Below are 19101 nucleotides of genomic sequence, written 5' to 3'. Positions count from 1 at the left end.
TTCACTATCATGGCAGGTCCTAAAATTCGCATCAAACTCCGCGGTTACGACTATCGCATCATCGATCAGTCTGCAGCTGACATTGTGGACACCGCAAAGCGCTCCGGCGCTCGCGTCAGCGGTCCCGTCCCCATGCCCACGCGCATTGAAAAAGTAACCGTCAACCGCTCTCCGCACGTTGACAAGAAGTCGATGGATCAATTCGAGCTGCGCACCCATAAGCGCCTCATCGACATCATCGAGCCTACCGCCCAGACCGTGGACGAGCTGAAGAAGCTCAATCTGCCCGCTGGCGTGGACATTAACATCACTGTTTAAGTTCTCTCGAAAAAAAATCAAAATTATAGAAAAGATTTCTTTTCAAATCGAAAAAAATCCCGATACTACGCGGCTTCCTTTTTATAATTTTGCACACTTTTCGCTAAGTTTAACCAACTCACAGTCTAAACCTTCACGCAGGTCTCTCGAAAACGGAGACGCGGCCCAACGCCAACTTTCCACCTGCCTCTGTCATTATGAGCTTTACCCTAATTGGTAAGAAAATTGGGATGACCCAGATTTTCGACGGCAACGAGCTAGTGCCCGTGACCGTTGTTGAAGCTGGCCCATGCCCAGTCATTCAAGTGAAGTCATCCGACACGGATGGCTACGAAGCCGTACAGATTGGCTACGGCGCACAGAAGGAGCAACGCGTCTCCAAGCAACTCCAGGGTCACTTCGCCAAGGCGAAGGTTGGCGCCGTTAAGGAGCTGCGCGAATTCCGCACTGGCGACCACGACGCTGAATACAACGTTGGCGACGTGCTGACCGTATCCAAGTTCGAAGCGGGCCAAAAGGTGGACATCATTGGCACCACCAAAGGTAAGGGCTTCCAAGGCGTCGTTAAGCGCTGGGAGTTCGGCGGCGGTCCTGCTGCACACGGTTCGATGTTCCACCGTCGTGGTGGTTCCTACGGTCAGTGCCAGTGGCCAGGTGAAGTCTGGAAGGGCAAGAAGATGCCGGGCCATGATGGCAACGTGCGTCGCACCACCCAGAACCTGAAGGTCATCAAGGTCATTGAAGACAAGAATTTGCTCCTGATCAAGGGCAGCGTCCACGGCGCCAATGGCGGCACCGTTTATGTTCGCACTGCGGTCAAGAAGAAGCGCTCCGCATAACTATTAACGTCTGAGAGGAAATCATCATCATGAAGCTCAAAGTATTTACTGCCGACGGCGCCTCCAGCACGGATAAGGAGTTTGCCATCCCGACTTTCGAAGGCGACAAGGGCCTGCAAGCCCTGAAGGATGTCGTCGTTGCTTACCAGTCCAACCTGCGCCAGGGTAACGCCAAGGCTAAGAGCCGCGCAGAAGTGTCTGGCTCCGGCAAGAAGGTTTACCGCCAGAAGGGCACCGGTAACGCCCGTCACGGCGACCGCCAGTCCCCCATCTACGTTGGTGGCGGCGTGGCCCACGGCCCGAAGCTCCGCGACTGGACCAAGCATGCCAACAAGAAGGTTAAGCAACTGGCCATGCGCCGCGCGCTCTTCGACAAGGCGACTGACGGCGAACTGTCCGTTATCGAAAAGTTCGAAATGTCTGCACCGAAGACCAAAGACTTCGATAAGATCATCAGCCAGATCAAGCCCGAGGGCAAAATTCTGATCGTTGATCAGCAGTTCGACGACAACACCGCACTTTCCGCGCGCAACGTAGCACGCGTCTACATCACCGACTCCGCCTCCCTCAACGCCTACGACCTCGTTCGCTTCGACAACGTCGTCATCAGCGAGAAGGGCATTGAAGCCGTGCTCGCTCGCACCGGCGAAGGCAAGTAACCGCAATCTACGAAATAGATAAGGCGAAATCATGTTTTCACCCAGCAACATCATCAAGGAATACCGCGTGACGGAAAAGGCGGCCGATCTGACCGCTAACACCAACAAGTACACGTTCGAAGTATTCCCAACTGCCAATCGTCGCGAAGTCGCTTCCGCCGTTGAAAAACTTTTCGACGTGAAAGTGGTGCGCGTGAACATCATTAACCAGCGTAGCAAGGCTAAGCGCAACCGTATGGTTCGCGGTCGTTCCGGCTCAACCTCCGCTATGAAGAAGGCTATCGTCACTCTCGCCGAGGGCGAAAGCATCGAACTGGTCTAACTAATTAATGATGAATTATGAATGCTGAATGATGAAACCATCAGGACGCAGTTAACCAACCTCACCTAACAACTCATCTTTCATAATTCATAATTCTGAATTCATAATTTAAATACCATGGCTTTAGTTAAAACCAAACCAGTCACTCCGAGTCAGCGTTTCCGCGTTCAAAACAAGCAACAGGTCGCGCCGAATAATCCGGAGAAGAGCCTGACGCAGTCCCTCCACGACAAGAAGGGGCGCAACTGCTACGGCCGCATCACTTCGCGTCACCGTGGTGGTGGCCACAAGCGCCTTTACCGCCTCATCGACTTCAAGCGCGAGAAGCTTGAGATGGAAGCTGAAGTGCTGACGATCGAATACGATCCTTATCGCTCGGCCAACATCGCTCTGGTGCAATACACCGATGGCGAAAAGCGTTACGTCATTGCCTGCCGTGGCATGAAGGTCGGAGACAAGATTCTGAACACCAACGAAAAGGTGGAAGAATTCACTCCCGGTCTTTGCCTCCGCCTCAAGGACATCCCCCCCGCCACCTTCATTCACTGCATTGAAATGTTGCCAGGGCAGGGCGCCAAGATCGCTCGCAGCGCTGGTCAGCACGCCCAGTTGATCTCGATCGACAAGGACTATGCTACTTTGAAGATGCCTTCCGGCGAAATCCGCAAGGTGAACTCCAACTGCCGCGCCACCATTGGCCGCGTTGGCAACGAAGAGCACGGTGACGAAGTTATCGGCAAGGCTGGTCGCAATCGCTGGAAGGGCAAGCGCCCGAAGGTCCGCGGTATGGCGATGAACCCGGTCGACCACCCAAATGGTGGTGGTGAAGGCCGCTCCAAGTCCGGTGGTGGTCGCCAGCACCCATGCTCGCCATGGGGTCAGCTCGCCAAGGGCTTCCCGACCCGCAAGAAGTCCAAGACTTCCAATGCGCTCATCGTTGTTCGCCGCAATGGCCGCAAGGTCAAGAAGCGCTAAGCACCCATCATCCGAGAATTTAATCCTGAATTAATTACACATGGCACGTTCGATCAAAAAAGGCTTCTTCGTTGACCCGAAGCTGATGGACAAGATTGAAGCCGCGCAAAGCGCTGGCTCCAACAAGCCCATCAAGACCTGGTCGCGCCGTTCGACGATCACTCCTGAGTTCGTTGGTCTCAACCTGTCCGTACACAATGGCAAGGGCTTCATGCCCGTCTACGTCACGGAAAACATGGTTGGCCACAAGCTGGGTGAGTTCGCTCCTACGCGCACCTTCAAGGGGCACCAAGGCGTCGGCAAGAAGTAAACCCGCAACCTCGATTCCACATTAATCCAATGTTCCGCATCCTCACACAAGCGCTCCTCGCAACCGGTCTATTGATCGGCGGGCTGGCGCATGCCGAGGTGCAGACGGACGCCCGCTTCGACCTGAGCTACATTGCTCCGGACTTCGAAGGCAAATGGGCGGAGATTGAAGTGGAAGCAGAAAAGCCAGTTGGGCCAATTACGCCGCAGGCAATCGCCGCTGAGAAAGAGGAAGTCGTGGTTTACACCGCTCTGACTCCCGCTGAATCGGCCGCGTTACGCTACACGGGCCGCGACGAGGAAGTCACTGGCCCGGAGTTTGCCTCCAGCAGCATTTACCCCTCCGGCCAGGCGGTCGTGTTTGGGGTCACTGAAAACAAGGCCGCAGACATCGTCATTCTCGACGACGGCCTCGACCAGGGATTCCGGGTTGGCATGCTTTGCGAAGTGCTTCGCAACGACGCCGTCATCGGAACCATCATCTTAGTGGCAGTCGAAGCAGATCGCTCCGCCGGCCTCATTGTTAATCTCCAACCGGGCCGCACAATCGTATTTGGCGACCTGGCCCGCATCAAGACCGTTCAATTTTCTTAACAGCATAGTCATCATGGAAGTTTTGGCATTAACCAAATACGCGCGCATGTCGCCCAAGAAGGTTCGTGAAGTCGCCCGCGAAATCCAGGGCCTTCCCGCCAACGAAGCGATGGACCTTTTGAAGTTCATCCCGCGCAAATCCGCACGCCTGCTCAGCAAGACGCTGGCCAGCGCCATCGCCAATGCGGAAAACAACCACAACCTTTCGTCCGACGATCTCGTGATCAAGAGCGCGATCATCGAAGAAGGTCCCGCCTTCCGCCGTTTCCAGCCGGTAGCCCGCGGTTCCGCTCACCCAATCCGTAAACGCACCTCGCACATCCGCATTATCCTCACTGACGAAGTGAAGGAAGCGGCCGCCAGCTAAAACCTTTATCGCAATTCCATTATGGGTCAGAAAGTAAATCCTATTGGCTTCCGCCTCGCAGTCCGTCGCAACTGGGATAGCCGTTGGTTCGCCGACAAGAAGCAATTCCCCGAGTTCATCCACGAGGACAACAAGATCCGCACGTTCCTCAACGAGCGTCTGCGCTTCGCCTCCGTGCCCAAGATTTACATCGAGCGCGCTGGCCAGCGTGTGCGCGTCAAGATCTTCACTGCACGTCCCGGTATCGTGATCGGCCGCAAGGGCGCCGAGCTGGACAAGCTCAAGGCTGACCTTTCCAAGTTGGTTGATCGCGACGTATTGCTCGACATCGCCGAAGTGAAGAAGCCCGACCTCGTGGCCCAACTCGTCGCCGAGAACGTAGCACTGCAGCTTGAGCGCCGCATTTCTTTCCGCCGAGCGATGAAGAAGGCCGTGCAAACGACTATGCAAATGGGCGCTGACGGCATTCGTATTCAGTGCTCCGGTCGTCTTGGTGGCGCGGAAATCGCCCGCACCGAGCAACAGCGTCAAGGCCGCGTGCCCCTACACACCCTGCGTGAAAACATCGACTACGGTTTCACCGAAGCCCGCACCGTGTATGGCATCATTGGCATTAAGTGCTGGATCTGTAACCCTAGCTCCGAAGAAAGCCTGTAAAATTAAAGGCGAAATTCAGAATTCAAAATTCAAAAAACGGATTCCGAATTTTTATCATTTTGAATTTATAATTTTAACTTTTTAGACCAATGGCTAAACTCCTTCCATCCAAGACCAAGTACCGCAAGGTGCACAAGGGTCGCATTCGCGGACGCGCCAAGGGCGGCGACACCCTCGCTTTCGGTGAGTTCGGCATCCAGGCCCTCGGCCGTGGCCGTCTGACCGCCGCTCAGCTCGAAGCAGCCCGTGTCGCGATCAACCGCTACCTCAAGCGTCGCGGTAAGCTCTGGATCCGCGTTTTCCCGCACAAGCCTGTCACCAAGAAGCCCCAGGAAACCCGTCAGGGTAAAGGTAAGGGCCCGGTTGAATACTGGTGCGCCATCGTCAAGCCCGGCACCATGCTTTTTGAAGTAGCAGGCTGTGGCTCCCAAGCTGCTCGCGAAGCCATGCGTCGCGCCGACGGCAAGCTGCCGTTCCCGTGCCGTTTCGTTAGCCGCGAAGAACTCGAAACCTATTAAACTCCGCTCGAATAGCGCCGACAATATACGCTTGCCATGAAAGCAAAAGATATACGCGAACTTTCCCCTGAGGAACTCAACAAGAAGCTCCGCGAGTCCCGCGAAGAGCTCGTCAATCTCCGTGTGCGCAAGCAAGTCGGCCAAGTGGAAAACCCGGCCCAGCTGCGCACGATCCGCCGCGACATCGCCCGCATCGAAACCATCCTGAAGCAGAAGGCTGCATCCGCCGCCTAACCGCTAACTCATTACGAAAATGTCCGAAACAGAAACACAGGCACCGGCTCGCAGCAGCCACCGTAAGGACCTCGTAGGCGTTGTCACCAGCCGCACTGGAGACAAGTCCATCAAGGTAACTTTCTTCTACAAGACTCCGCACCCTCTCTATAAGAAGGAAATTAAGCGTAAGACTGTAGTCCACGCTCACGACGAAAGCAACGAATGCGCCGTCGGCGACAAGGTGGAAATTATGGAAACCCGTCCGCTCAGCAAGCTGAAGCGTTGGCGTGTCGTGAAGATTTTAGAAAAGGCCCCGATCGTCGGCTAACGCCGAGCGGAAGCCGCTTTAACCATTAAAGGGAACCCGTTCCAATGATTCAGCCGGAAAGCAGATTAGAAGTAGCCGACAACACGGGCGCTAAGGAAGTGCTCATGATTCGTCGTCTTGGCCAAGCAAAGGTAACCGCCTCCGTCGGCGACATTATCGTTTGCACCGTTAAGGAAAGCAGCCCCGAGGCCTCCGTTAAGAAGGGCTCTGTGGTCAAGGCCGTAGTCGTGCGCACCAAGGCGCCGATTCGCCGCGCCGATGGCAGCTACCTTCGTTTCGACAAAAACGCATGCGTCGTTCTCGACGCCAACAGCAACCCGCGCGGCACCCGTATCTTCGGGCCGGTGGCTCGTGAACTCCGTTCCAAGAAGTTCATGAAGATCATCTCGCTCGCACCGGAAGTCTTGTAACCCACCAGTTATAGTTAGTCATGAAATTTAAAATCAAGGCAGGTGACGAAGTCGTCGTAATCGCCGGCGCCCACAAGGGCCAGCGCGGCAAGGTGCTCCAAGTCCTCCGTGACAAAGAGCGCGTGATTGTCGAAGGCGTTAACATGATCAAGAAGCACCAGAAGGCCACTCAGGAATCCCCTGAAGGCGCCATCATCGAACGCGAAGGCACCGTTCACTACTCGAACGTGATGCTCGCCGAGCGCTACGACAAGAAGAGCGCGTAACTATTTAAATGCTGAATTATGAATGCAGAATGATGAAACGATCAAGATGCAGCGAAAGTAGTTCACATCGACACGACCTTTCATACTTCATAATTCACAATTCATAATTAATTAATCTTAGCCAAGACCTGTGGGGTCGGAAATCCCCAGGCGTAAAAAACCAATGAGCCAAGAAATCGCATACCTGAAAAAGCACTATAATGACGTCGTTGTTCCCGAGTTGAAGAAGACTCGTGGCTACGCCAACGCACACATGGTGCCGAAGATCACTAAGGTCGTTATCAACTCCGGCTTCAACGCCACCAAGGACAAGAACTGGGCTGCCGAAGTGCAGAAGGAGATCTCCTCCATCGCCGGCCAGCACGCTGTTCTGACCAAGGCCAGCAAGAGTGTTTCGAACTTCAAACTGCGCGAAGGCATGCCGATCGGCGTGAAGGTCACTCTCCGTGGCGAGCGCATGTATGACTTCCTGTTCCGCTTCCTCGCAGTGGCCCTGCCGAATATCCGTGACTTCCGCGGCGTGTCCCGCAAGCTCGACGGCCAAGGTAACTACACCCTCGGCATCACCGACAGCACCATCTTCCCGGAAATTCCGGCAGACACCGGCGGCCGTGAAGCCATCGGTATGGACATTACCATCGTCACCACTGCCGAATCGGATGATGAAGGCCGTGAACTCCTCCAACTCATGGGCATGCCCTTCCGCAAGCCAACCAATCCGAAGCCTGAAGAAACACAGGCTGCCTAAGCTAACGATCACTCACTTTTATAATCTTCTATAAGTTATGGCCAAGAAAAGCGCAGTAGCCCGCAACAAGAAGCGCGAACGCATGGTGGAAAAATATGCCGCCAAGCGCGCCGAGCTCAAGGCAATCATCAAGAATCCGGAAAGCTCCGACGAAGAGTTCTTCCAGGCGCAGCGTCAACTCACGCTGCTTCCCCGCAACTCCGCTCCGACCCGTTTGCGCAATCGCTGCTCGGTCACCGGCCGTCCCCGCGCTCACATCCGCAAGTATGGCCTGAGCCGTATTACCTTCCGTGAATTGGCCTTGGCAGGTCATATCCCGGGCGTCACGAAGTCGTCTTGGTAAGGGAGTAAACAAATTAAAGTGAGCAAATTAAAGAGTGGCAGTTATACCATTTTTCGATTCTCACTTTAACATCTAGCTTTATTTTAATCTTTAATTTTTAAACTAACAAAACCTACAAGTCATGGCATCCCACGATACTATAGGTGATTTCCTCACGTTGCTGCGTAACGCCAGCATCGCTGGTCAGGAATCCTGCTCGACACGCTTCTCCAAGCTGAAGGGTGGCGTCGCCGCCATCCTCAAGGATGAAGGCTACATTCAGGATTTCGGCATCCGTGAAGAAGGACCCGGACACAAATTCATCGACATCACGTTGAAGTATGTTGATGGCCAACCCGCGATTGTCGGCATCGAGCGTTTCTCGAAGCCCGGTCGTCGCCTCTATTCCGGATACGAAGAGATCCCCAAGGTTCTCGGCGGTCTCGGCATCTCCATTCTCACCACTTCCAAGGGCATCCTGAAGGATCGCGACGCCCGTCGTCAAAAAGTTGGCGGCGAGGTGATCTGCAAGGTCTGGTAAGCCCATTTATTAGGAGATCATTACAATGAGCAGAATTGGTAAACTTCCCGTTCAGATCGCCGAAAAGGTCAAGGTCGCCGTCAATGGCCAGACCGTGAATGTTGAGGGCCCTAAGGGCAAGCTGAGCAAGACTTTCGACAGCGACGTCAAGATCACCGTTAACGACAACGAAGTTGTCATCGAGCCGAGCAACAGCTCCCGCCAGGCCAAGGCCATGTGGGGCACCGCGCGCTCCATCATTAACGGCATGATCGCCGGCGTCATCGAGCCTTACAAGAAGCAGCTCGAAATCGAAGGCGTTGGTTTCAAGGCCAACCTCCAGGGCAACATTCTCGACCTCGCCCTTGGCTATTCGCACGACATCAAGTATCCCGTGCCATCCGGCGTCACCGTCACGGTTGACAAGTCCGGCACGAAGCTCGAAGTCGAAGGCGCCGACAAACAAGCTGTTGGCCAAGTCGCAGCCGATATCTTCGGCTACTACCCGGTAGAACCTTACAAGGGCAAGGGCGTCCGCATTGTTGGCCGCTACGTCCGTCGCAAGGAAGGTAAGAAGACCGGCTAAGCCAACGTTTAGTTGGATCGCGTTATTCTTAATTATTGAAAATTTGTAAGACTGGATAAGTCATGAAACTTGCAGAAAAACTTCGTCAAAACCGCCAGAAGCGCCGTTGGCGCATTCGCAAGCGCGTTGTGGGCACAGCCGCCCGTCCGCGCTTGACGGTTACCTTCACCAACCAGCACATCCATGCCCAGCTCATCAATGACGTTGAGCAAAAGACGATCGTATCCGCATCGACTTTGGCTAAGGATGTTCGCGAGGAAAACCTCAAGCCGAATGTCGCCGGCGCCACCGCTCTGGGTAAGAACCTGGGAGAGAAGGCCAAGGCTGCAGGCGTTGAGACCATTGTATTTGACCGCGCTGGTCGCCGTTATCACGGTTGCGTCAAGGCTTTCGCCGACGCCGCTCGTGAAGCTGGCCTTAACTTCTAATCGGATCACGATATGAGCAACATGCCAAACACTCAGCAATCACGCCCCGGTGGCGGAAATCGCCAAGGCGGCGGCAATCGCCAAGGCGGCGAACGCGGCGGACGCCGTCGTGATCGTAATGACCGCAACCGCGGCCAACAGCAAGAGCAAGAGGGTCCGGAACTGATCGAAAAGGTCGTTCACATCAACCGTTGCGCCAAGGTCGTTAAGGGCGGTCGTCGCTTCAGCTTTGCGGCGCTCGTCGTCGTTGGCGACGGCAAGGGCCAAGTCGGCCTCGGTTACGGTAAGGCCAAGGAAGTGCCGGAAGCAATCCGCAAGGGCACTGAGCGCGCACGCGCCAACATGGAATCCGTTCGCCTGAAGGGCACCACGATCCCGCACGAATGCTTCGGCGTTAAGGATGGCGGTCGCGTGCTGCTTCGCCCGGCCACCGACGGTACTGGCGTTATCGCTGGCGGCGGTGTTCGCGCGGTCCTCGAAGCCGTTGGCATCCACAACGTGCTTTCCAAGAACCTGGGCTCCAACACGCCCTTTGCCATGGTCAACGCCACGCTCGACGCACTGCGTCAACTGCGCTCGGCCGAACAAATCTCCCGCCTCAAGGCTAAGGAAACCGAAACGGCTCCCGCAGAGTCCATCGTTTAACTCTTTGAACAACTGCTAAATTGGCAGGTCACACCTCCCAGCAAGCAACGTCATGAAACTTCATAATCTGAAAAACGTCCCGGGCGCCCGCAGCCGTCGCAAACGCGTCGGTATCGGTGAAGGCTCCGGTCGTGGTAAAACCTCCACCCACGGTCAAAAGGGTCAAAAGGCCCGCGCTGGCGGTAGCGTTCGCATCGGCTTTGAGTCCGGTCACATCCCGCTGTATCGTCGTCTGCCGCACCGTGGTTTCAACAACTACAAGTTCCGCACTGATTACGCCATCGTCAACCTCAGCGACCTCGAGCGCGTGGAAGGCGACGTCGTGGACCGCACCACCTTGGTCAAGGCTGGTCTGATCCGCGCCAAGGCGAAACTCATCAAGGTGCTCGGCGATGGCGAAATCTCCCGCGCGTTGACCGTGACCGCTGACAAGTTCTCCGGTTCGGCCCAGAGCAAGATCGAAGCCGCTGGCGGCAAGGTGATCGTTTCGGGTAAAGCCGAAGCTGCAACCCAGGAATCAGCCGAATAGCGCCAAACAGCACTTATCGAGGGAGAAGGCAGTAGGAAGAGGGCAGAAGGGGTGATGTTCGTCAGAATTTTTACCCTGGTTATCGAAGATTAATATCTCGACACTTCTGCCATCTGCCTTCTGCCTTCTCTCTTTTGAAACCCACCCGCTGTCATCCAAATGACCAACGCTTTCGTCAACTGCTTTAAAATCCCCGAGCTGAGGAGCAAAATCCTCTTTACGTTCGGGATGATCTTCATTGCCCGTGTTGGGGCAAATATTCCGTTGCCTGGCATCGACCCGCGACCGCTTCAGCGGTTCTTCGAGGAAGCTGCCGACGCCGGTCTATTTGGCTTGTACAACATGTTCACGGGGGGCGCGCTGTTGAATGGTGCGGTCTTTGCGCTCGGCATCATGCCGTACATCAGCGCATCGATTATTCTCCAGTTGATGGGCGCAGTGGTGCCCAGTCTCGCCCGACTCCAGCAGGAGGGTGAAACCGGTCGCCAGAAGATCACGCAGTACACCCGTTACCTGACGATCGCGATTGCTTTGGTGCAGTCGGTTCTGCTGAACCTCACGCTGCTCCGTAATCCGGGCGAGTTCTTCCAGGGCTTCTCTGTTGAGCAATATGGCAGCATCGTTTTGATCGACCCGACGTGGTTCTTGATCACCTCGACGATCTTCCTGACCGCGGGCACCGTCCTGCTGATGTGGATCGGTGAGCAGATCACCCAGCGTGGCATCGGCAACGGTATTTCCCTTTTGATTACGATCGGTATTTTGGCCGACTTGCCCTCCGCCGTCAGCTTCGCCTACGAAGGCCTGACTGCTGGCGCTGGCGCGGCTTACAGTATTTCGATTGGCCAGTTCGCAGCGATGCTCATCTTCCTGGTGGCGGTGATTGCCGGTATCGTGGCGGTGACGCAGGCGACGCGCAAAATCCCGGTCCAGTACGCCAAGCGTATGGTGGGGCGGCGAGTGATGGGCGGCCAAAGCTCATTCCTCCCGCTCAAAGTAAACTACGCAGGCGTGATGCCGGTCATCTTCGCGAGTGCTATTTTGATGTTCCCGACTTATCTGCTGGGCGCGCTCGCGGGCGCGACTGGGCAGGATTTCTTCCGTGACATCGGCGCTTGGCTCAGCCCTGACCACTGGTTTTACTACATCTTCTATTCGATGTTGATCATGGGCTTCTCCTATTTCTGGGTGTCGATCATGTTCAAACCGATTCAAATTGCGGACGAATTGAAGCGCAACGGCGGCTACATTCCTGGCGTTCGCCCTGGCGAACCGACGGCCAAGTTCCTCGACTTCGTCATGACCCGCCTGACTTTAGCTGGCGCGCTATTCCTGACTTTGATCGCAATTCTGCCGCTCATCCTGGGCCAATGGTTGCAGATCCCGTGGAAGGTTACTCAATTCTTTGGCGGCACCGGCACGCTGATCGCCGTTGGCGTTACTTTGGACACGATGCGTCAAATCGAGACTTACCTCTTGAACCGTCACTACGACGGCTTCCTCAAGAAGGGGAAGGCGCGCAACCGCTCCAAGTCCCGGACCCGCCAGATGGTGGATGTTGCCGAAGTGAAGACGATGAACGTCGGCATTCTATGGACTGCCTGTGGCGCACTGTTGGTCATCGGCTTGGTATCCTGGGTGCTCCTCCAATTTAACATCGTTCAATAAGACGCCTTTCTGTCGCGTCCTTCCTTCACCATGCTTCGCAAACGCAGTTACCGATCCATCCGACCCGACGAAGAAGTCGAGGCTGTGCGTGAGTCGTGCGTCATTGCGGCGACGGTGTTGGATAAGCTTTGCCAAATGGTTAAAGCCGGCGTGACGACTTACGATATCGACCAGGAAGGCAAAAAGCTGATCGCGGAGATGGGCGCCGAGAGCGCTTGCTACAACTACCGCGTCGGCGAGAAAATTTATCCGGGCCATACCTGCCTGTCGGTCAACGACGAGGTGGTGCATGGCATCGGCAAAATGGGCGTTACGCTCAAAGAAGGCGACAACATCACTGTCGATGTGTGCGTGACTTACAACGGTTTCGTGGGCGATAATGCGCGCACGGTTCTCGTGGGGAACGTCAGTGACGATATGAAGTTGCTCGTCGAGCGCACTCAAGAAGCGCTCAAGCTCGGCATTGCTCAGGCGAAGGCTGGCAATCGGGTGGGGGACATTTCCCACGCGGTTCAGTCCTACGTCGAAAGCTTCGGCTACAACGTGGTCCGCAACTTTGTGGGACATGGCGTGGGCCGCACGATGCACGAAGACCCTCAAATCCCCAACTTCGGTCGCCCCAAGTCCGGCGCGAAGCTTTATCCGGGCATGACGCTCGCCATCGAGCCGATGGTGGTCGCCGGAAGCTACGATTTGGTGGAAGATGAGGACCAATGGACTGCCCGCACCAAAGATGGTAAGCCGGCGGCCCATTTTGAACACACGGTTCTGGTTACGGAGGACGAACCAGAAATTTTAACAATTCCGAAAAAATAAGCTTTCCAAAGCGGCTGAATTTGCTATTTTCTCCGCTTTTCCCTGTTTACACACCTAACACTTTTAACACGAAATGCCACGTTTACTTGGAGTCGACATCCCCAGCGGTAAGAAGATCGAATACTCGCTGCAATACATCTATGGCGTCGGACCGACCCGCGCCAAGAAGCTGTGCGAACAGACCGGCATCGATCCGAACCGCCGCGCCCACGAACTCAGCGAAGAAGAGCTGAACAAGTTCGCCGTGCAAATCCAGGAAGACGGCTATCCGGTTGAGGGTGACCTCCGTCGCGATGTCATCGCCAACCTGAAGCGCTTGCAGGCAGTTCGCTGCTACCGCGGCCTCCGCCACCAGCGCGGTTTGCCAGTTCGCGGTCAGCGCACTCAGACTAACGCCCGCACTCGCAAGGGCGGTCGCAAGACCGTTGCTGGCAAGAAGAAGTAACCTTTTAGTCACTATCTAATGAGCGAAGAAGAACAAAAGAAAGCGGCGGAAGCCGCCGTCGCCACCAAGGACGAAGAAGCCCCAGCCGCAGTTGAGGGTGAAGCTTCCGCTGAAGGCGAAGAAGAAAAGAAGTCCGGCCAGCCCAGCGCCAAGGATCTGTTGACCGAAGACCTCGGCATTGGTAAGATTCGTAAAGCTAAGGGCAGCAAGAACATCCACAGCGGCGTTGTTCACATCCTGGCTACTTTTAACAATACCAAGGTCACCTTTACGGACACCAATGGCAACGTTATCTCCTGGTCCAGCGCCGGTAAGATGAACTTCCGTGGTTCCCGCAAGTCCACCGCTTATGCGGCTCAGGTGGTGACTCAGGACGCTGGCAAGGTTGCCTTGTCTCACGGCATGAAGGAAGTTTCCGTCAAGGTTAAGGGCCCGGGCATGGGCCGTGACTCCGCAATCCGCGCATTGCAGAGCCTCGGTTTGATCGTCACTGGCATCACCGACGCAACTCCAGTTCCGCACAACGGCTGCCGCCCACCAAAGCGTCGCCGCGTTTAATCTAAATTCACTTTCTAGCTTCCCGGTGATGGCAATCCGGAAAGCGTTAATATACGAGACTGCCACCCATCATTAAACTATCATGGCTCGTTATACCGGACCAACCACACGCATCAACCGCCGCTTCGCGCAGGCGATCTTCGCCCCGAACAAGGCATTCGAGCGCAAGCCGTACCTTCCCGGCCAGCATGGCCCACGCCTGCGCCGCAAGTCCTCCGATTACGCAATCGGTCTGAATGAGAAGCAGAAGCTTCGCTTTATGTTCGGCCTGACGGAAAAGCAATTCCGTCTCACCTTCGCTAAGGCGAAGAATCAGCGCGGCGTTACGGGTGAAATCTTCCTGCGCATGCTTGAAATGCGTTTGGACAATGTTATTTACCGCCTCGGTTTGGCTAAGACCCGCCGTGCGGCCCGTCAGTTTGTCAACCACGGTCACATTAAGGTGAATGGCCACAAGGTGGACATCCCCAGCTACTCCGTGAGTCCCGGCGACGTAATCGAAGTGCGCGACCGCACCTCTTCGCGCCAGTTGGCCACTCGCTGCCTGGAAGAAACGCAGTTCCGCACCGTCCCTGCGTGGATGGCGATGGAGCGCGATGCGATTCGCGGCACCGTCAGTCGCGAACCGGCAGTTGACGAGATGGAGCAGGACATTAACCTGCAGATCATCGTTGAATACTACAGCCGATAAAATTTAGTTAAACAGGGGAACGCATCGTTCCCCTTTCCCCATTTTCGCCCGCGGCCACTATCAATCAATTAAATCGGAAGTAATGAGCACTGTCGAAGAAGCACCAGCCACCGACACTAATTTCACCTCGCGCACCAAGCGCCTGGGCAAGTTCGAGCTGCCAAAGCGCCTCGTCAAAGACGAGTCGACGGCAACTGACACGTACGCCCTGTTCACCGCAGAGCCGTTTGAAACCGGCTACGGCCACACGATTGGCAACAGCCTGCGTCGCATCCTCCTGAGCTCCATCGAAGGCGCCGCCTTTAGCTCAGTCAAGATCGACAATGTTGACCACGAATTCCAAAGCCTCGAAGGCGTCGTCGAGGACATCACGGACATCGTCCTTAACCTCAAGAAGGTTCTCCTCGTTTCCCATAAGCGCGAGCCCGTCAAGCTGCTGCTCGATGTGAACAAGGAAGGCGCTGTTACCGCTGGCGACATCAAGCCGGACAGCAATGTCGAAGTCCTCAACCCGGACCAAGTCATCTGCACGCTCGACAAGCCGATGCGTTTCCTGGCCGAGTTTGAAGTTCGCGTGGGTCGCGGTTACGCCACCGCCGAGCAAAACAAGCCGGAAGAGCAAGTCATTGGCCTGATCCCGATTGACTCCCTTTTCAGCCCGGTTCGCCTCGTGAAGTATCACGTGGAGCAGACCCGTGTTGGCCAAATGACCGATTATGACAAGTTGATCCTCGAGGTCACCACGGATGGTCGCGTCACTCCGGACGATGCGTTGAAGGAATCCGCCGCAATCCTGCGTCACCACCTCGACGTGTTCGACCAGGTCAGCAAGGAAACTGTTGAGTTCGACCACGAAACCAAGGAAATCAGCGAAGAGCAGAACCGTCTGCGCAAGCTGCTGAACATGTCCGTGAACGAAATCGAACTTTCCGTCCGCGCCGCAAACTGCCTGAACAACGCGAACATCACGACTGTTGGCGAGCTGGCAATGAAGACCGAGCAGGAAATGCTCAAATACCGCAACTTCGGTAAGAAGTCGCTCAACGAAATTAAGGCAAAGCTCGAGCAGCTCGGCCTGTCCCTGGGAATGAAGCTCGACGAGCGCTTGCTCGAAAACATTGGCGAGTAAGTCCCCCCCTTGTTTTTAACCATTGTAATTCTTTAGACCAATGCGTCACCGTTCACATCGTCACAGCCTCGGCGTCAAGAAGGAGCACCGTGAAGCTCTCATGGCCAACCTCGCCGCTGCGCTTTTCCGTCATGGCCGTATCGAGACCACCCTGGCCAAGGCCAAGGCCCTGCGTCCGTTCGCCGAAAAGATCATCACCCTCGCCAAGAAGGCTGCCGCCACCGACGACGCTGCACGTAAGCTGCACTACCGTCGCCAGGCCATTGCCAAGGTGCGCGACAAGGCTGCCGTTAAGGCTCTTTTCGACGAGCGCGTTAACGAGTTTGTCAACCGCAAGGGTGGCTACATCCGCATTTACAAGCTGATCCAGCGCGAAAGCGATGGCGCTCACATGGGCATCATTGAGCTTATCGATGGCAGCGACGAAGGCTACTCCAAGCCGAAGCGCTCCGGTAAGAAGCCAGCCGCCAAGAAGGAAAAGGCCGCTGAGCAGCCCGCCGAAGCCGCAGTTGCAGTGGAAGAAGCTCCTGCTGCGGAAGAAGCCGCCGCCGAACCCGAGGCATCTGCAGCGGAAGGCGAAGCGTCGACCGAAGAGGAGAAGAAGGACTAATTCCAGCTCGCAAGAGACTCGAGTTTTTTACGGATCGGCGCGCACCTGCCAGCAGGGCGCGCCATCTTGTTTGAATTCCCGTTGATGCGTCCCGCACTACATGATCGATATAGGATTTTCCTGGTTCTCTTTGCTCTATGTGGCAGCAGGATTGCTTACGGTATTCGGACTTTGGCTATACTATGATTGGCGAGACAAACATCTTTATGACCGCGACCGCGCACGCGTGGCGTTTCACTGCATCAAGTGTGGCCAAGTTTACTCTGCGCGTAAGCGGGCGGAAGTAGCCAGTTGTCCTACTTGCGGTTACGAAAACCAAAAACTGAAATTTTAAATCCCTTAACTCCAACTACCTTACTGTTTTTCCGTTATGTCCCAGCAGACGCTTGCCGTTCTTGATTTTGGTTCCCAATACACTCAGGTCATTGCCCGCCGCATCCGCGAGTGCAATGTCTACTCGCGCATCTATCCGTATTCCGTGACGGCGGCCGAGCTTAAAAAGGACGGTGTATGCGGCATCATCCTGTCGGGTGGTCCAAGCAGCGTGTTGGCTAAAAATGCCCCGTTGCCAGACAAGAAGCTGTTCGAGTTGGGCGTTCCGGTGCTTGGTATTTGCTACGGCGTTCAGTTGATGGGCAAGCTCCTCGGCGGCGAAGTGGCCCGCAGTGACCGTCGCGAATACGGTCGTGGCGCAATGACCGTGAAGAAGAAGGGCAAGCTCCTAAAAGGCCTGCCGAAGACGCTTAAGGTCTGGAATTCTCACGGCGACAAACTGACCAAGATCCCGGACGGTTTCGAAGTCATTGCCTATACCGAGAATAGCGAAAACTCCGTCATCGCGGACGAGAAACGCAACTTTTACGGCATCCAATTCCACCCCGAGGTGCACCACAGTGAGCGCGGCGTGGAGATCTTGCAAAACTTCCTCTTTGGCGTCTGTAAGTGCAAGGACGACTGGAAGATGGCCAACTACATTGAGATGGCCACGGAAGAAATCCGTAAGCAAGTCGGCGACAAGCGTGTGATTTTAGGCTTGTCCGGCGGCGTGGATTCATCCGTTGCCGCAGCGCTGATTCACCGCGCGATTGGCGACCAGCTGACCTGCGTTTTTGTGGACAACGGCCTGCTGCGCAAAAATGAACGCGAGAAAGTGGAAGACCTGTTCAAGGGACACTTCCACATCGACCTGCGGACCGTCAAGGCGGGCAATCTCTTCCTCAATAAGCTCAAGGGCGTCACCGACCCCGAGAAGAAGCGCAAGATCATCGGCAAGGTGTTCATCGACGTCTTCGACGATGCGGTGAAGAAGATTGGCGAAGTGGACTTCCTGGCGCAGGGCACGCTTTATCCGGACGTTATCGAGAGCGTCGCGATCGACGGCAACCCCGCAGCGCTCATCAAGAGCCACCACAACGTTGGTGGTCTGCCCAAGCGCATGAAGCTCAAGCTGCTTGAGCCGCTACGTGAACTCTTTAAGGACGAAGTGCGCAAGCTGGGCGAAGAGCTCGGCTTGCCGAAGGAAATGATCTGGCGCCACCCGTTCCCCGGGCCCGGCCTCGGCGTGCGCGTCATGGGCGAGATCAAGCGCAAGTACCTGACCATCCTCAAGGAGTCCGACGCCATCTTCCTCGAAGAAATGAAGCGCACGGGCTACTACGACAAGGTTTGGCAGGCGTTCTGCGTCTTCCTACCGGTGCAGACGGTGGGCGTCATGGGCGATGAGCGCACCTACGACTACGTCATCGCATTGCGCGTGGTGGAATCCCAGGACGCGATGACTGCCGACTGGGCGCACATCCCGCACGATGTCCTCGGGCTCATCTCCAATCGCATCATCAACGAAGTCGAAGGAGTGAACCGCGTCGTATTGGACATTAGCTCCAAGCCGCCCAGCACCATCGAGTGGGAATAGTCGCTGGTTTCCTGGTTGAGCAATTGCTCGACCAGGCTGTTATCTCTCGCCGTCTGCCTTTCAGGCTATTTTCAGCTTGGGCGAAGACTGCTTTCGCTGCTTTCCTTCCGGGGTTGCTGTCATTTGCGTTGCGGTAGTCTCAGTTCGTGGGATGAAGGATTCGGCCAAGTTTATTTTACGGGCCATCCGCTGATCTCCAAGAGCTTCGCAATCCTTCAAGACTTCGCTGTAAACCATGTGGAACCGTGAGATCGTCTTATTGCGGTCGATGCTCAGAAATTTCTCTTCCGGAAAGTGGTTGATGACCGTCTCCAAACTCCGTTCTTCAAGGGACTCCTTGGCTTCACGAATTGCGTAGTGCAGGATTTCCCGGCGTGCACGGCCGTTGTCGATAAAGGTTTCCCAGGCATCGCGACAGTGAGGCGTGTCGTCAGTCAGTTCGTCGAGTTTTATTAAACTGCATTCAAGTGAATACAGTGACATGATTTCGTTTATGAGCGTGTGTGTATTGATTTTTGGTAGCATGCCTTAGGCATTGCATTTTTTGGACCCTAGATATAGGTGTTTTGTAAGCTATTCATTATGAGTGATATACTTATTTGAGCGATCGCTAAGGCCGTGCAAAATGCACTATGATTTGCCTGATTGAGAGGCATCTTGCATTTCAGCGGGCGGTTTTTTTGCAGAATTTGCTTTTTGGCTCTGGTATGATAGCG

30 protein-coding genes are annotated in these 19101 nt (G+C 55.4%); 29 read left to right on the top strand and 1 reads right to left on the bottom strand.

Going from position 1 to position 19101, the window contains the following annotated elements:
* Positions 1 to 9 precede the first annotated feature (9 nt).
* The 29 genes from rpsJ (at position 10) to guaA (ending at position 18385) form a co-directional block, all read left to right on the top strand.
* Positions 10 to 318 carry a 30S ribosomal protein S10 gene (rpsJ, locus tag RBB63_RS04550; protein ID WP_269541527.1) on the top strand — a complete coding sequence of 103 codons (309 nt, stop codon included), beginning with the start codon at positions 10 to 12 and terminating at the stop codon, positions 316 to 318.
* Positions 319 to 515: 197 nt separating this feature from the next.
* A complete protein-coding gene (gene rplC / locus RBB63_RS04545) occupies positions 516 to 1157 on the top strand; it encodes a 50S ribosomal protein L3 (protein ID WP_309381534.1) in 642 nt (213 codons plus the stop codon).
* 29 nt (positions 1158 to 1186) lie between these two features.
* Positions 1187 to 1816 (top strand): 50S ribosomal protein L4, encoded by a 630-nt coding sequence (gene rplD, locus RBB63_RS04540; RefSeq protein ID WP_309381532.1) that lies wholly within the window; start codon positions 1187 to 1189, stop codon positions 1814 to 1816.
* Between the two features lie 31 nt (positions 1817 to 1847).
* Entirely contained in the window at positions 1848 to 2138 is a 291-nt protein-coding gene (gene rplW, locus RBB63_RS04535) for a 50S ribosomal protein L23 (RefSeq protein ID WP_309381530.1), read from the top strand.
* A gap of 117 nt (positions 2139 to 2255) precedes the next feature.
* The gene (rplB, locus tag RBB63_RS04530; RefSeq protein ID WP_309381527.1) at positions 2256 to 3113 is read left to right on the top strand and encodes a 50S ribosomal protein L2; all 858 of its coding nucleotides are present in this window, start codon (positions 2256 to 2258) and stop codon (positions 3111 to 3113) included.
* Positions 3114 to 3153: 40 nt separating this feature from the next.
* A complete protein-coding gene (gene rpsS / locus RBB63_RS04525) occupies positions 3154 to 3423 on the top strand; it encodes a 30S ribosomal protein S19 (RefSeq protein ID WP_309381526.1) in 270 nt (89 codons plus the stop codon).
* A 29-nt stretch (positions 3424 to 3452) separates the two neighbouring features.
* Positions 3453 to 4016, top strand: a complete 564-nt coding sequence (locus tag RBB63_RS04520) for a hypothetical protein (RefSeq protein ID WP_309381524.1) — start codon at positions 3453 to 3455, stop codon at positions 4014 to 4016.
* A gap of 13 nt (positions 4017 to 4029) precedes the next feature.
* Complete coding sequence (rplV, locus tag RBB63_RS04515) at positions 4030 to 4383, top strand: 50S ribosomal protein L22 (protein WP_269541537.1); 354 nt, start codon at positions 4030 to 4032, stop codon at positions 4381 to 4383.
* 21 nt (positions 4384 to 4404) lie between these two features.
* Positions 4405 to 5040: a 30S ribosomal protein S3 gene (gene rpsC, locus RBB63_RS04510; protein WP_309381522.1), complete on the top strand. Its 636-nt coding sequence runs from the start codon at positions 4405 to 4407 to the stop codon at positions 5038 to 5040.
* Between the two features lie 89 nt (positions 5041 to 5129).
* Positions 5130 to 5558, top strand: a complete 429-nt coding sequence (rplP, locus tag RBB63_RS04505; protein ID WP_309381520.1) for a 50S ribosomal protein L16 — start codon at positions 5130 to 5132, stop codon at positions 5556 to 5558.
* Between the two features lie 36 nt (positions 5559 to 5594).
* Positions 5595 to 5792, top strand: coding sequence for a 50S ribosomal protein L29 (rpmC, locus tag RBB63_RS04500; protein WP_309381518.1), 198 nt, complete (start codon positions 5595 to 5597; stop codon positions 5790 to 5792).
* A gap of 19 nt (positions 5793 to 5811) precedes the next feature.
* Positions 5812 to 6102, top strand: a complete 291-nt coding sequence (rpsQ, locus tag RBB63_RS04495; protein ID WP_309381516.1) for a 30S ribosomal protein S17 — start codon at positions 5812 to 5814, stop codon at positions 6100 to 6102.
* Between the two features lie 44 nt (positions 6103 to 6146).
* Positions 6147 to 6512, top strand: a complete 366-nt coding sequence (rplN, locus tag RBB63_RS04490) for a 50S ribosomal protein L14 (protein WP_309381514.1) — start codon at positions 6147 to 6149, stop codon at positions 6510 to 6512.
* A 20-nt stretch (positions 6513 to 6532) separates the two neighbouring features.
* Positions 6533 to 6778, top strand: coding sequence for a 50S ribosomal protein L24 (rplX, locus tag RBB63_RS04485; protein WP_309381512.1), 246 nt, complete (start codon positions 6533 to 6535; stop codon positions 6776 to 6778).
* 163 nt (positions 6779 to 6941) lie between these two features.
* Positions 6942 to 7526: a 50S ribosomal protein L5 gene (gene rplE / locus RBB63_RS04480; RefSeq protein WP_309381510.1), complete on the top strand. Its 585-nt coding sequence runs from the start codon at positions 6942 to 6944 to the stop codon at positions 7524 to 7526.
* A 37-nt stretch (positions 7527 to 7563) separates the two neighbouring features.
* Entirely contained in the window at positions 7564 to 7869 is a 306-nt protein-coding gene (gene rpsN, locus RBB63_RS04475; protein ID WP_309381508.1) for a 30S ribosomal protein S14, read from the top strand.
* A 121-nt stretch (positions 7870 to 7990) separates the two neighbouring features.
* Complete coding sequence (gene rpsH, locus RBB63_RS04470) at positions 7991 to 8389, top strand: 30S ribosomal protein S8 (protein ID WP_309381506.1); 399 nt, start codon at positions 7991 to 7993, stop codon at positions 8387 to 8389.
* 25 nt (positions 8390 to 8414) lie between these two features.
* Positions 8415 to 8954: a 50S ribosomal protein L6 gene (gene rplF, locus RBB63_RS04465; RefSeq protein WP_309381504.1), complete on the top strand. Its 540-nt coding sequence runs from the start codon at positions 8415 to 8417 to the stop codon at positions 8952 to 8954.
* A 62-nt stretch (positions 8955 to 9016) separates the two neighbouring features.
* Positions 9017 to 9382 carry a 50S ribosomal protein L18 gene (rplR, locus tag RBB63_RS04460; RefSeq protein ID WP_309381502.1) on the top strand — a complete coding sequence of 122 codons (366 nt, stop codon included), beginning with the start codon at positions 9017 to 9019 and terminating at the stop codon, positions 9380 to 9382.
* Positions 9383 to 9403: 21 nt separating this feature from the next.
* The gene (rpsE, locus tag RBB63_RS04455) at positions 9404 to 10027 is read left to right on the top strand and encodes a 30S ribosomal protein S5 (protein WP_343219120.1); all 624 of its coding nucleotides are present in this window, start codon (positions 9404 to 9406) and stop codon (positions 10025 to 10027) included.
* A 52-nt stretch (positions 10028 to 10079) separates the two neighbouring features.
* Positions 10080 to 10556: a 50S ribosomal protein L15 gene (gene rplO / locus RBB63_RS04450; RefSeq protein WP_309381498.1), complete on the top strand. Its 477-nt coding sequence runs from the start codon at positions 10080 to 10082 to the stop codon at positions 10554 to 10556.
* A 159-nt stretch (positions 10557 to 10715) separates the two neighbouring features.
* Positions 10716 to 12224 carry a preprotein translocase subunit SecY gene (secY, locus tag RBB63_RS04445; RefSeq protein WP_309381496.1) on the top strand — a complete coding sequence of 503 codons (1509 nt, stop codon included), beginning with the start codon at positions 10716 to 10718 and terminating at the stop codon, positions 12222 to 12224.
* A gap of 30 nt (positions 12225 to 12254) precedes the next feature.
* Entirely contained in the window at positions 12255 to 13040 is a 786-nt protein-coding gene (gene map, locus RBB63_RS04440; protein ID WP_309381494.1) for a type I methionyl aminopeptidase, read from the top strand.
* A gap of 73 nt (positions 13041 to 13113) precedes the next feature.
* On the top strand, positions 13114 to 13485 hold the full coding sequence (gene rpsM / locus RBB63_RS04435; RefSeq protein ID WP_309381492.1) for a 30S ribosomal protein S13: 372 nt from the start codon (positions 13114 to 13116) through the stop codon (positions 13483 to 13485).
* An 18-nt stretch (positions 13486 to 13503) separates the two neighbouring features.
* Positions 13504 to 14043: a 30S ribosomal protein S11 gene (rpsK, locus tag RBB63_RS04430; RefSeq protein ID WP_343219116.1), complete on the top strand. Its 540-nt coding sequence runs from the start codon at positions 13504 to 13506 to the stop codon at positions 14041 to 14043.
* A gap of 82 nt (positions 14044 to 14125) precedes the next feature.
* Complete coding sequence (rpsD, locus tag RBB63_RS04425) at positions 14126 to 14734, top strand: 30S ribosomal protein S4 (RefSeq protein ID WP_309381490.1); 609 nt, start codon at positions 14126 to 14128, stop codon at positions 14732 to 14734.
* An 82-nt stretch (positions 14735 to 14816) separates the two neighbouring features.
* Positions 14817 to 15863 carry a DNA-directed RNA polymerase subunit alpha gene (locus RBB63_RS04420; RefSeq protein ID WP_309381488.1) on the top strand — a complete coding sequence of 349 codons (1047 nt, stop codon included), beginning with the start codon at positions 14817 to 14819 and terminating at the stop codon, positions 15861 to 15863.
* Positions 15864 to 15903: 40 nt separating this feature from the next.
* Entirely contained in the window at positions 15904 to 16473 is a 570-nt protein-coding gene (gene rplQ, locus RBB63_RS04415) for a 50S ribosomal protein L17 (protein ID WP_309381485.1), read from the top strand.
* 370 nt (positions 16474 to 16843) lie between these two features.
* Positions 16844 to 18385, top strand: a complete 1542-nt coding sequence (gene guaA / locus RBB63_RS04410; RefSeq protein ID WP_309381482.1) for a glutamine-hydrolyzing GMP synthase — start codon at positions 16844 to 16846, stop codon at positions 18383 to 18385.
* Positions 18386 to 18445: 60 nt separating this feature from the next.
* Here guaA and RBB63_RS04405 read toward each other — a convergent pair whose 3' ends face one another.
* The gene (locus RBB63_RS04405; protein WP_309381480.1) at positions 18446 to 18868 is read right to left on the bottom strand and encodes a hypothetical protein; all 423 of its coding nucleotides are present in this window, start codon (positions 18866 to 18868) and stop codon (positions 18446 to 18448) included.
* Between the last annotated feature and the right edge of the window lie 233 nt (positions 18869 to 19101).

The organism is Cerasicoccus frondis, assembly GCA_031296915.1.
GTDB lineage: Bacteria > Verrucomicrobiota > Verrucomicrobiia > Opitutales > Cerasicoccaceae > Cerasicoccus > Cerasicoccus frondis.
The sequence above is the reverse complement of the archived record's forward strand: the minus strand, read 5'-3'. Positions and strand labels throughout refer to the sequence as shown.

Bases quoted from the DNA above. Each gene is read 5' to 3' on its own strand.
- rplB (WP_309381527.1), top strand. From the start codon at position 2,256: ATGGCTTTAGTTAAAACCAAACCAGTCACTCCGAGTCAGCGTTTCCGC.
- rplF (WP_309381504.1), top strand. From the start codon at position 8,415: ATGAGCAGAATTGGTAAACTTCCCGTTCAGATCGCCGAAAAGGTCAAG.
- guaA (WP_309381482.1), top strand. From the start codon at position 16,844: ATGTCCCAGCAGACGCTTGCCGTTCTTGATTTTGGTTCCCAATACACT.
- rpsJ (WP_269541527.1), top strand. From the start codon at position 10: ATGGCAGGTCCTAAAATTCGCATCAAACTCCGCGGTTACGACTATCGC.
- rpsH (WP_309381506.1), top strand. From the start codon at position 7,991: ATGGCATCCCACGATACTATAGGTGATTTCCTCACGTTGCTGCGTAAC.
- rplN (WP_309381514.1), top strand. From the start codon at position 6,147: ATGATTCAGCCGGAAAGCAGATTAGAAGTAGCCGACAACACGGGCGCT.
- rpsQ (WP_309381516.1), top strand. From the start codon at position 5,812: ATGTCCGAAACAGAAACACAGGCACCGGCTCGCAGCAGCCACCGTAAG.
- rpsE (WP_343219120.1), top strand. From the start codon at position 9,404: ATGCCAAACACTCAGCAATCACGCCCCGGTGGCGGAAATCGCCAAGGC.
- secY (WP_309381496.1), top strand. From the start codon at position 10,716: ATGACCAACGCTTTCGTCAACTGCTTTAAAATCCCCGAGCTGAGGAGC.
- rpsC (WP_309381522.1), top strand. From the start codon at position 4,405: ATGGGTCAGAAAGTAAATCCTATTGGCTTCCGCCTCGCAGTCCGTCGC.
- rplO (WP_309381498.1), top strand. From the start codon at position 10,080: ATGAAACTTCATAATCTGAAAAACGTCCCGGGCGCCCGCAGCCGTCGC.
- map (WP_309381494.1), top strand. From the start codon at position 12,255: ATGCTTCGCAAACGCAGTTACCGATCCATCCGACCCGACGAAGAAGTC.
- rplR (WP_309381502.1), top strand. From the start codon at position 9,017: ATGAAACTTGCAGAAAAACTTCGTCAAAACCGCCAGAAGCGCCGTTGG.
- rplW (WP_309381530.1), top strand. From the start codon at position 1,848: ATGTTTTCACCCAGCAACATCATCAAGGAATACCGCGTGACGGAAAAG.
- rpmC (WP_309381518.1), top strand. From the start codon at position 5,595: ATGAAAGCAAAAGATATACGCGAACTTTCCCCTGAGGAACTCAACAAG.
- rplV (WP_269541537.1), top strand. From the start codon at position 4,030: ATGGAAGTTTTGGCATTAACCAAATACGCGCGCATGTCGCCCAAGAAG.
- rplP (WP_309381520.1), top strand. From the start codon at position 5,130: ATGGCTAAACTCCTTCCATCCAAGACCAAGTACCGCAAGGTGCACAAG.
- rplX (WP_309381512.1), top strand. From the start codon at position 6,533: ATGAAATTTAAAATCAAGGCAGGTGACGAAGTCGTCGTAATCGCCGGC.
- rplC (WP_309381534.1), top strand. From the start codon at position 516: ATGAGCTTTACCCTAATTGGTAAGAAAATTGGGATGACCCAGATTTTC.
- rpsK (WP_343219116.1), top strand. From the start codon at position 13,504: ATGAGCGAAGAAGAACAAAAGAAAGCGGCGGAAGCCGCCGTCGCCACC.
- rpsM (WP_309381492.1), top strand. From the start codon at position 13,114: ATGCCACGTTTACTTGGAGTCGACATCCCCAGCGGTAAGAAGATCGAA.
- RBB63_RS04520 (WP_309381524.1), top strand. From the start codon at position 3,453: ATGTTCCGCATCCTCACACAAGCGCTCCTCGCAACCGGTCTATTGATC.
- rpsD (WP_309381490.1), top strand. From the start codon at position 14,126: ATGGCTCGTTATACCGGACCAACCACACGCATCAACCGCCGCTTCGCG.
- RBB63_RS04420 (WP_309381488.1), top strand. From the start codon at position 14,817: ATGAGCACTGTCGAAGAAGCACCAGCCACCGACACTAATTTCACCTCG.
- rpsN (WP_309381508.1), top strand. From the start codon at position 7,564: ATGGCCAAGAAAAGCGCAGTAGCCCGCAACAAGAAGCGCGAACGCATG.
- rplE (WP_309381510.1), top strand. From the start codon at position 6,942: ATGAGCCAAGAAATCGCATACCTGAAAAAGCACTATAATGACGTCGTT.
- rplD (WP_309381532.1), top strand. From the start codon at position 1,187: ATGAAGCTCAAAGTATTTACTGCCGACGGCGCCTCCAGCACGGATAAG.
- rplQ (WP_309381485.1), top strand. From the start codon at position 15,904: ATGCGTCACCGTTCACATCGTCACAGCCTCGGCGTCAAGAAGGAGCAC.
- rpsS (WP_309381526.1), top strand. From the start codon at position 3,154: ATGGCACGTTCGATCAAAAAAGGCTTCTTCGTTGACCCGAAGCTGATG.
- RBB63_RS04405 (WP_309381480.1), bottom strand. From the start codon at position 18,868: ATGTCACTGTATTCACTTGAATGCAGTTTAATAAAACTCGACGAACTG.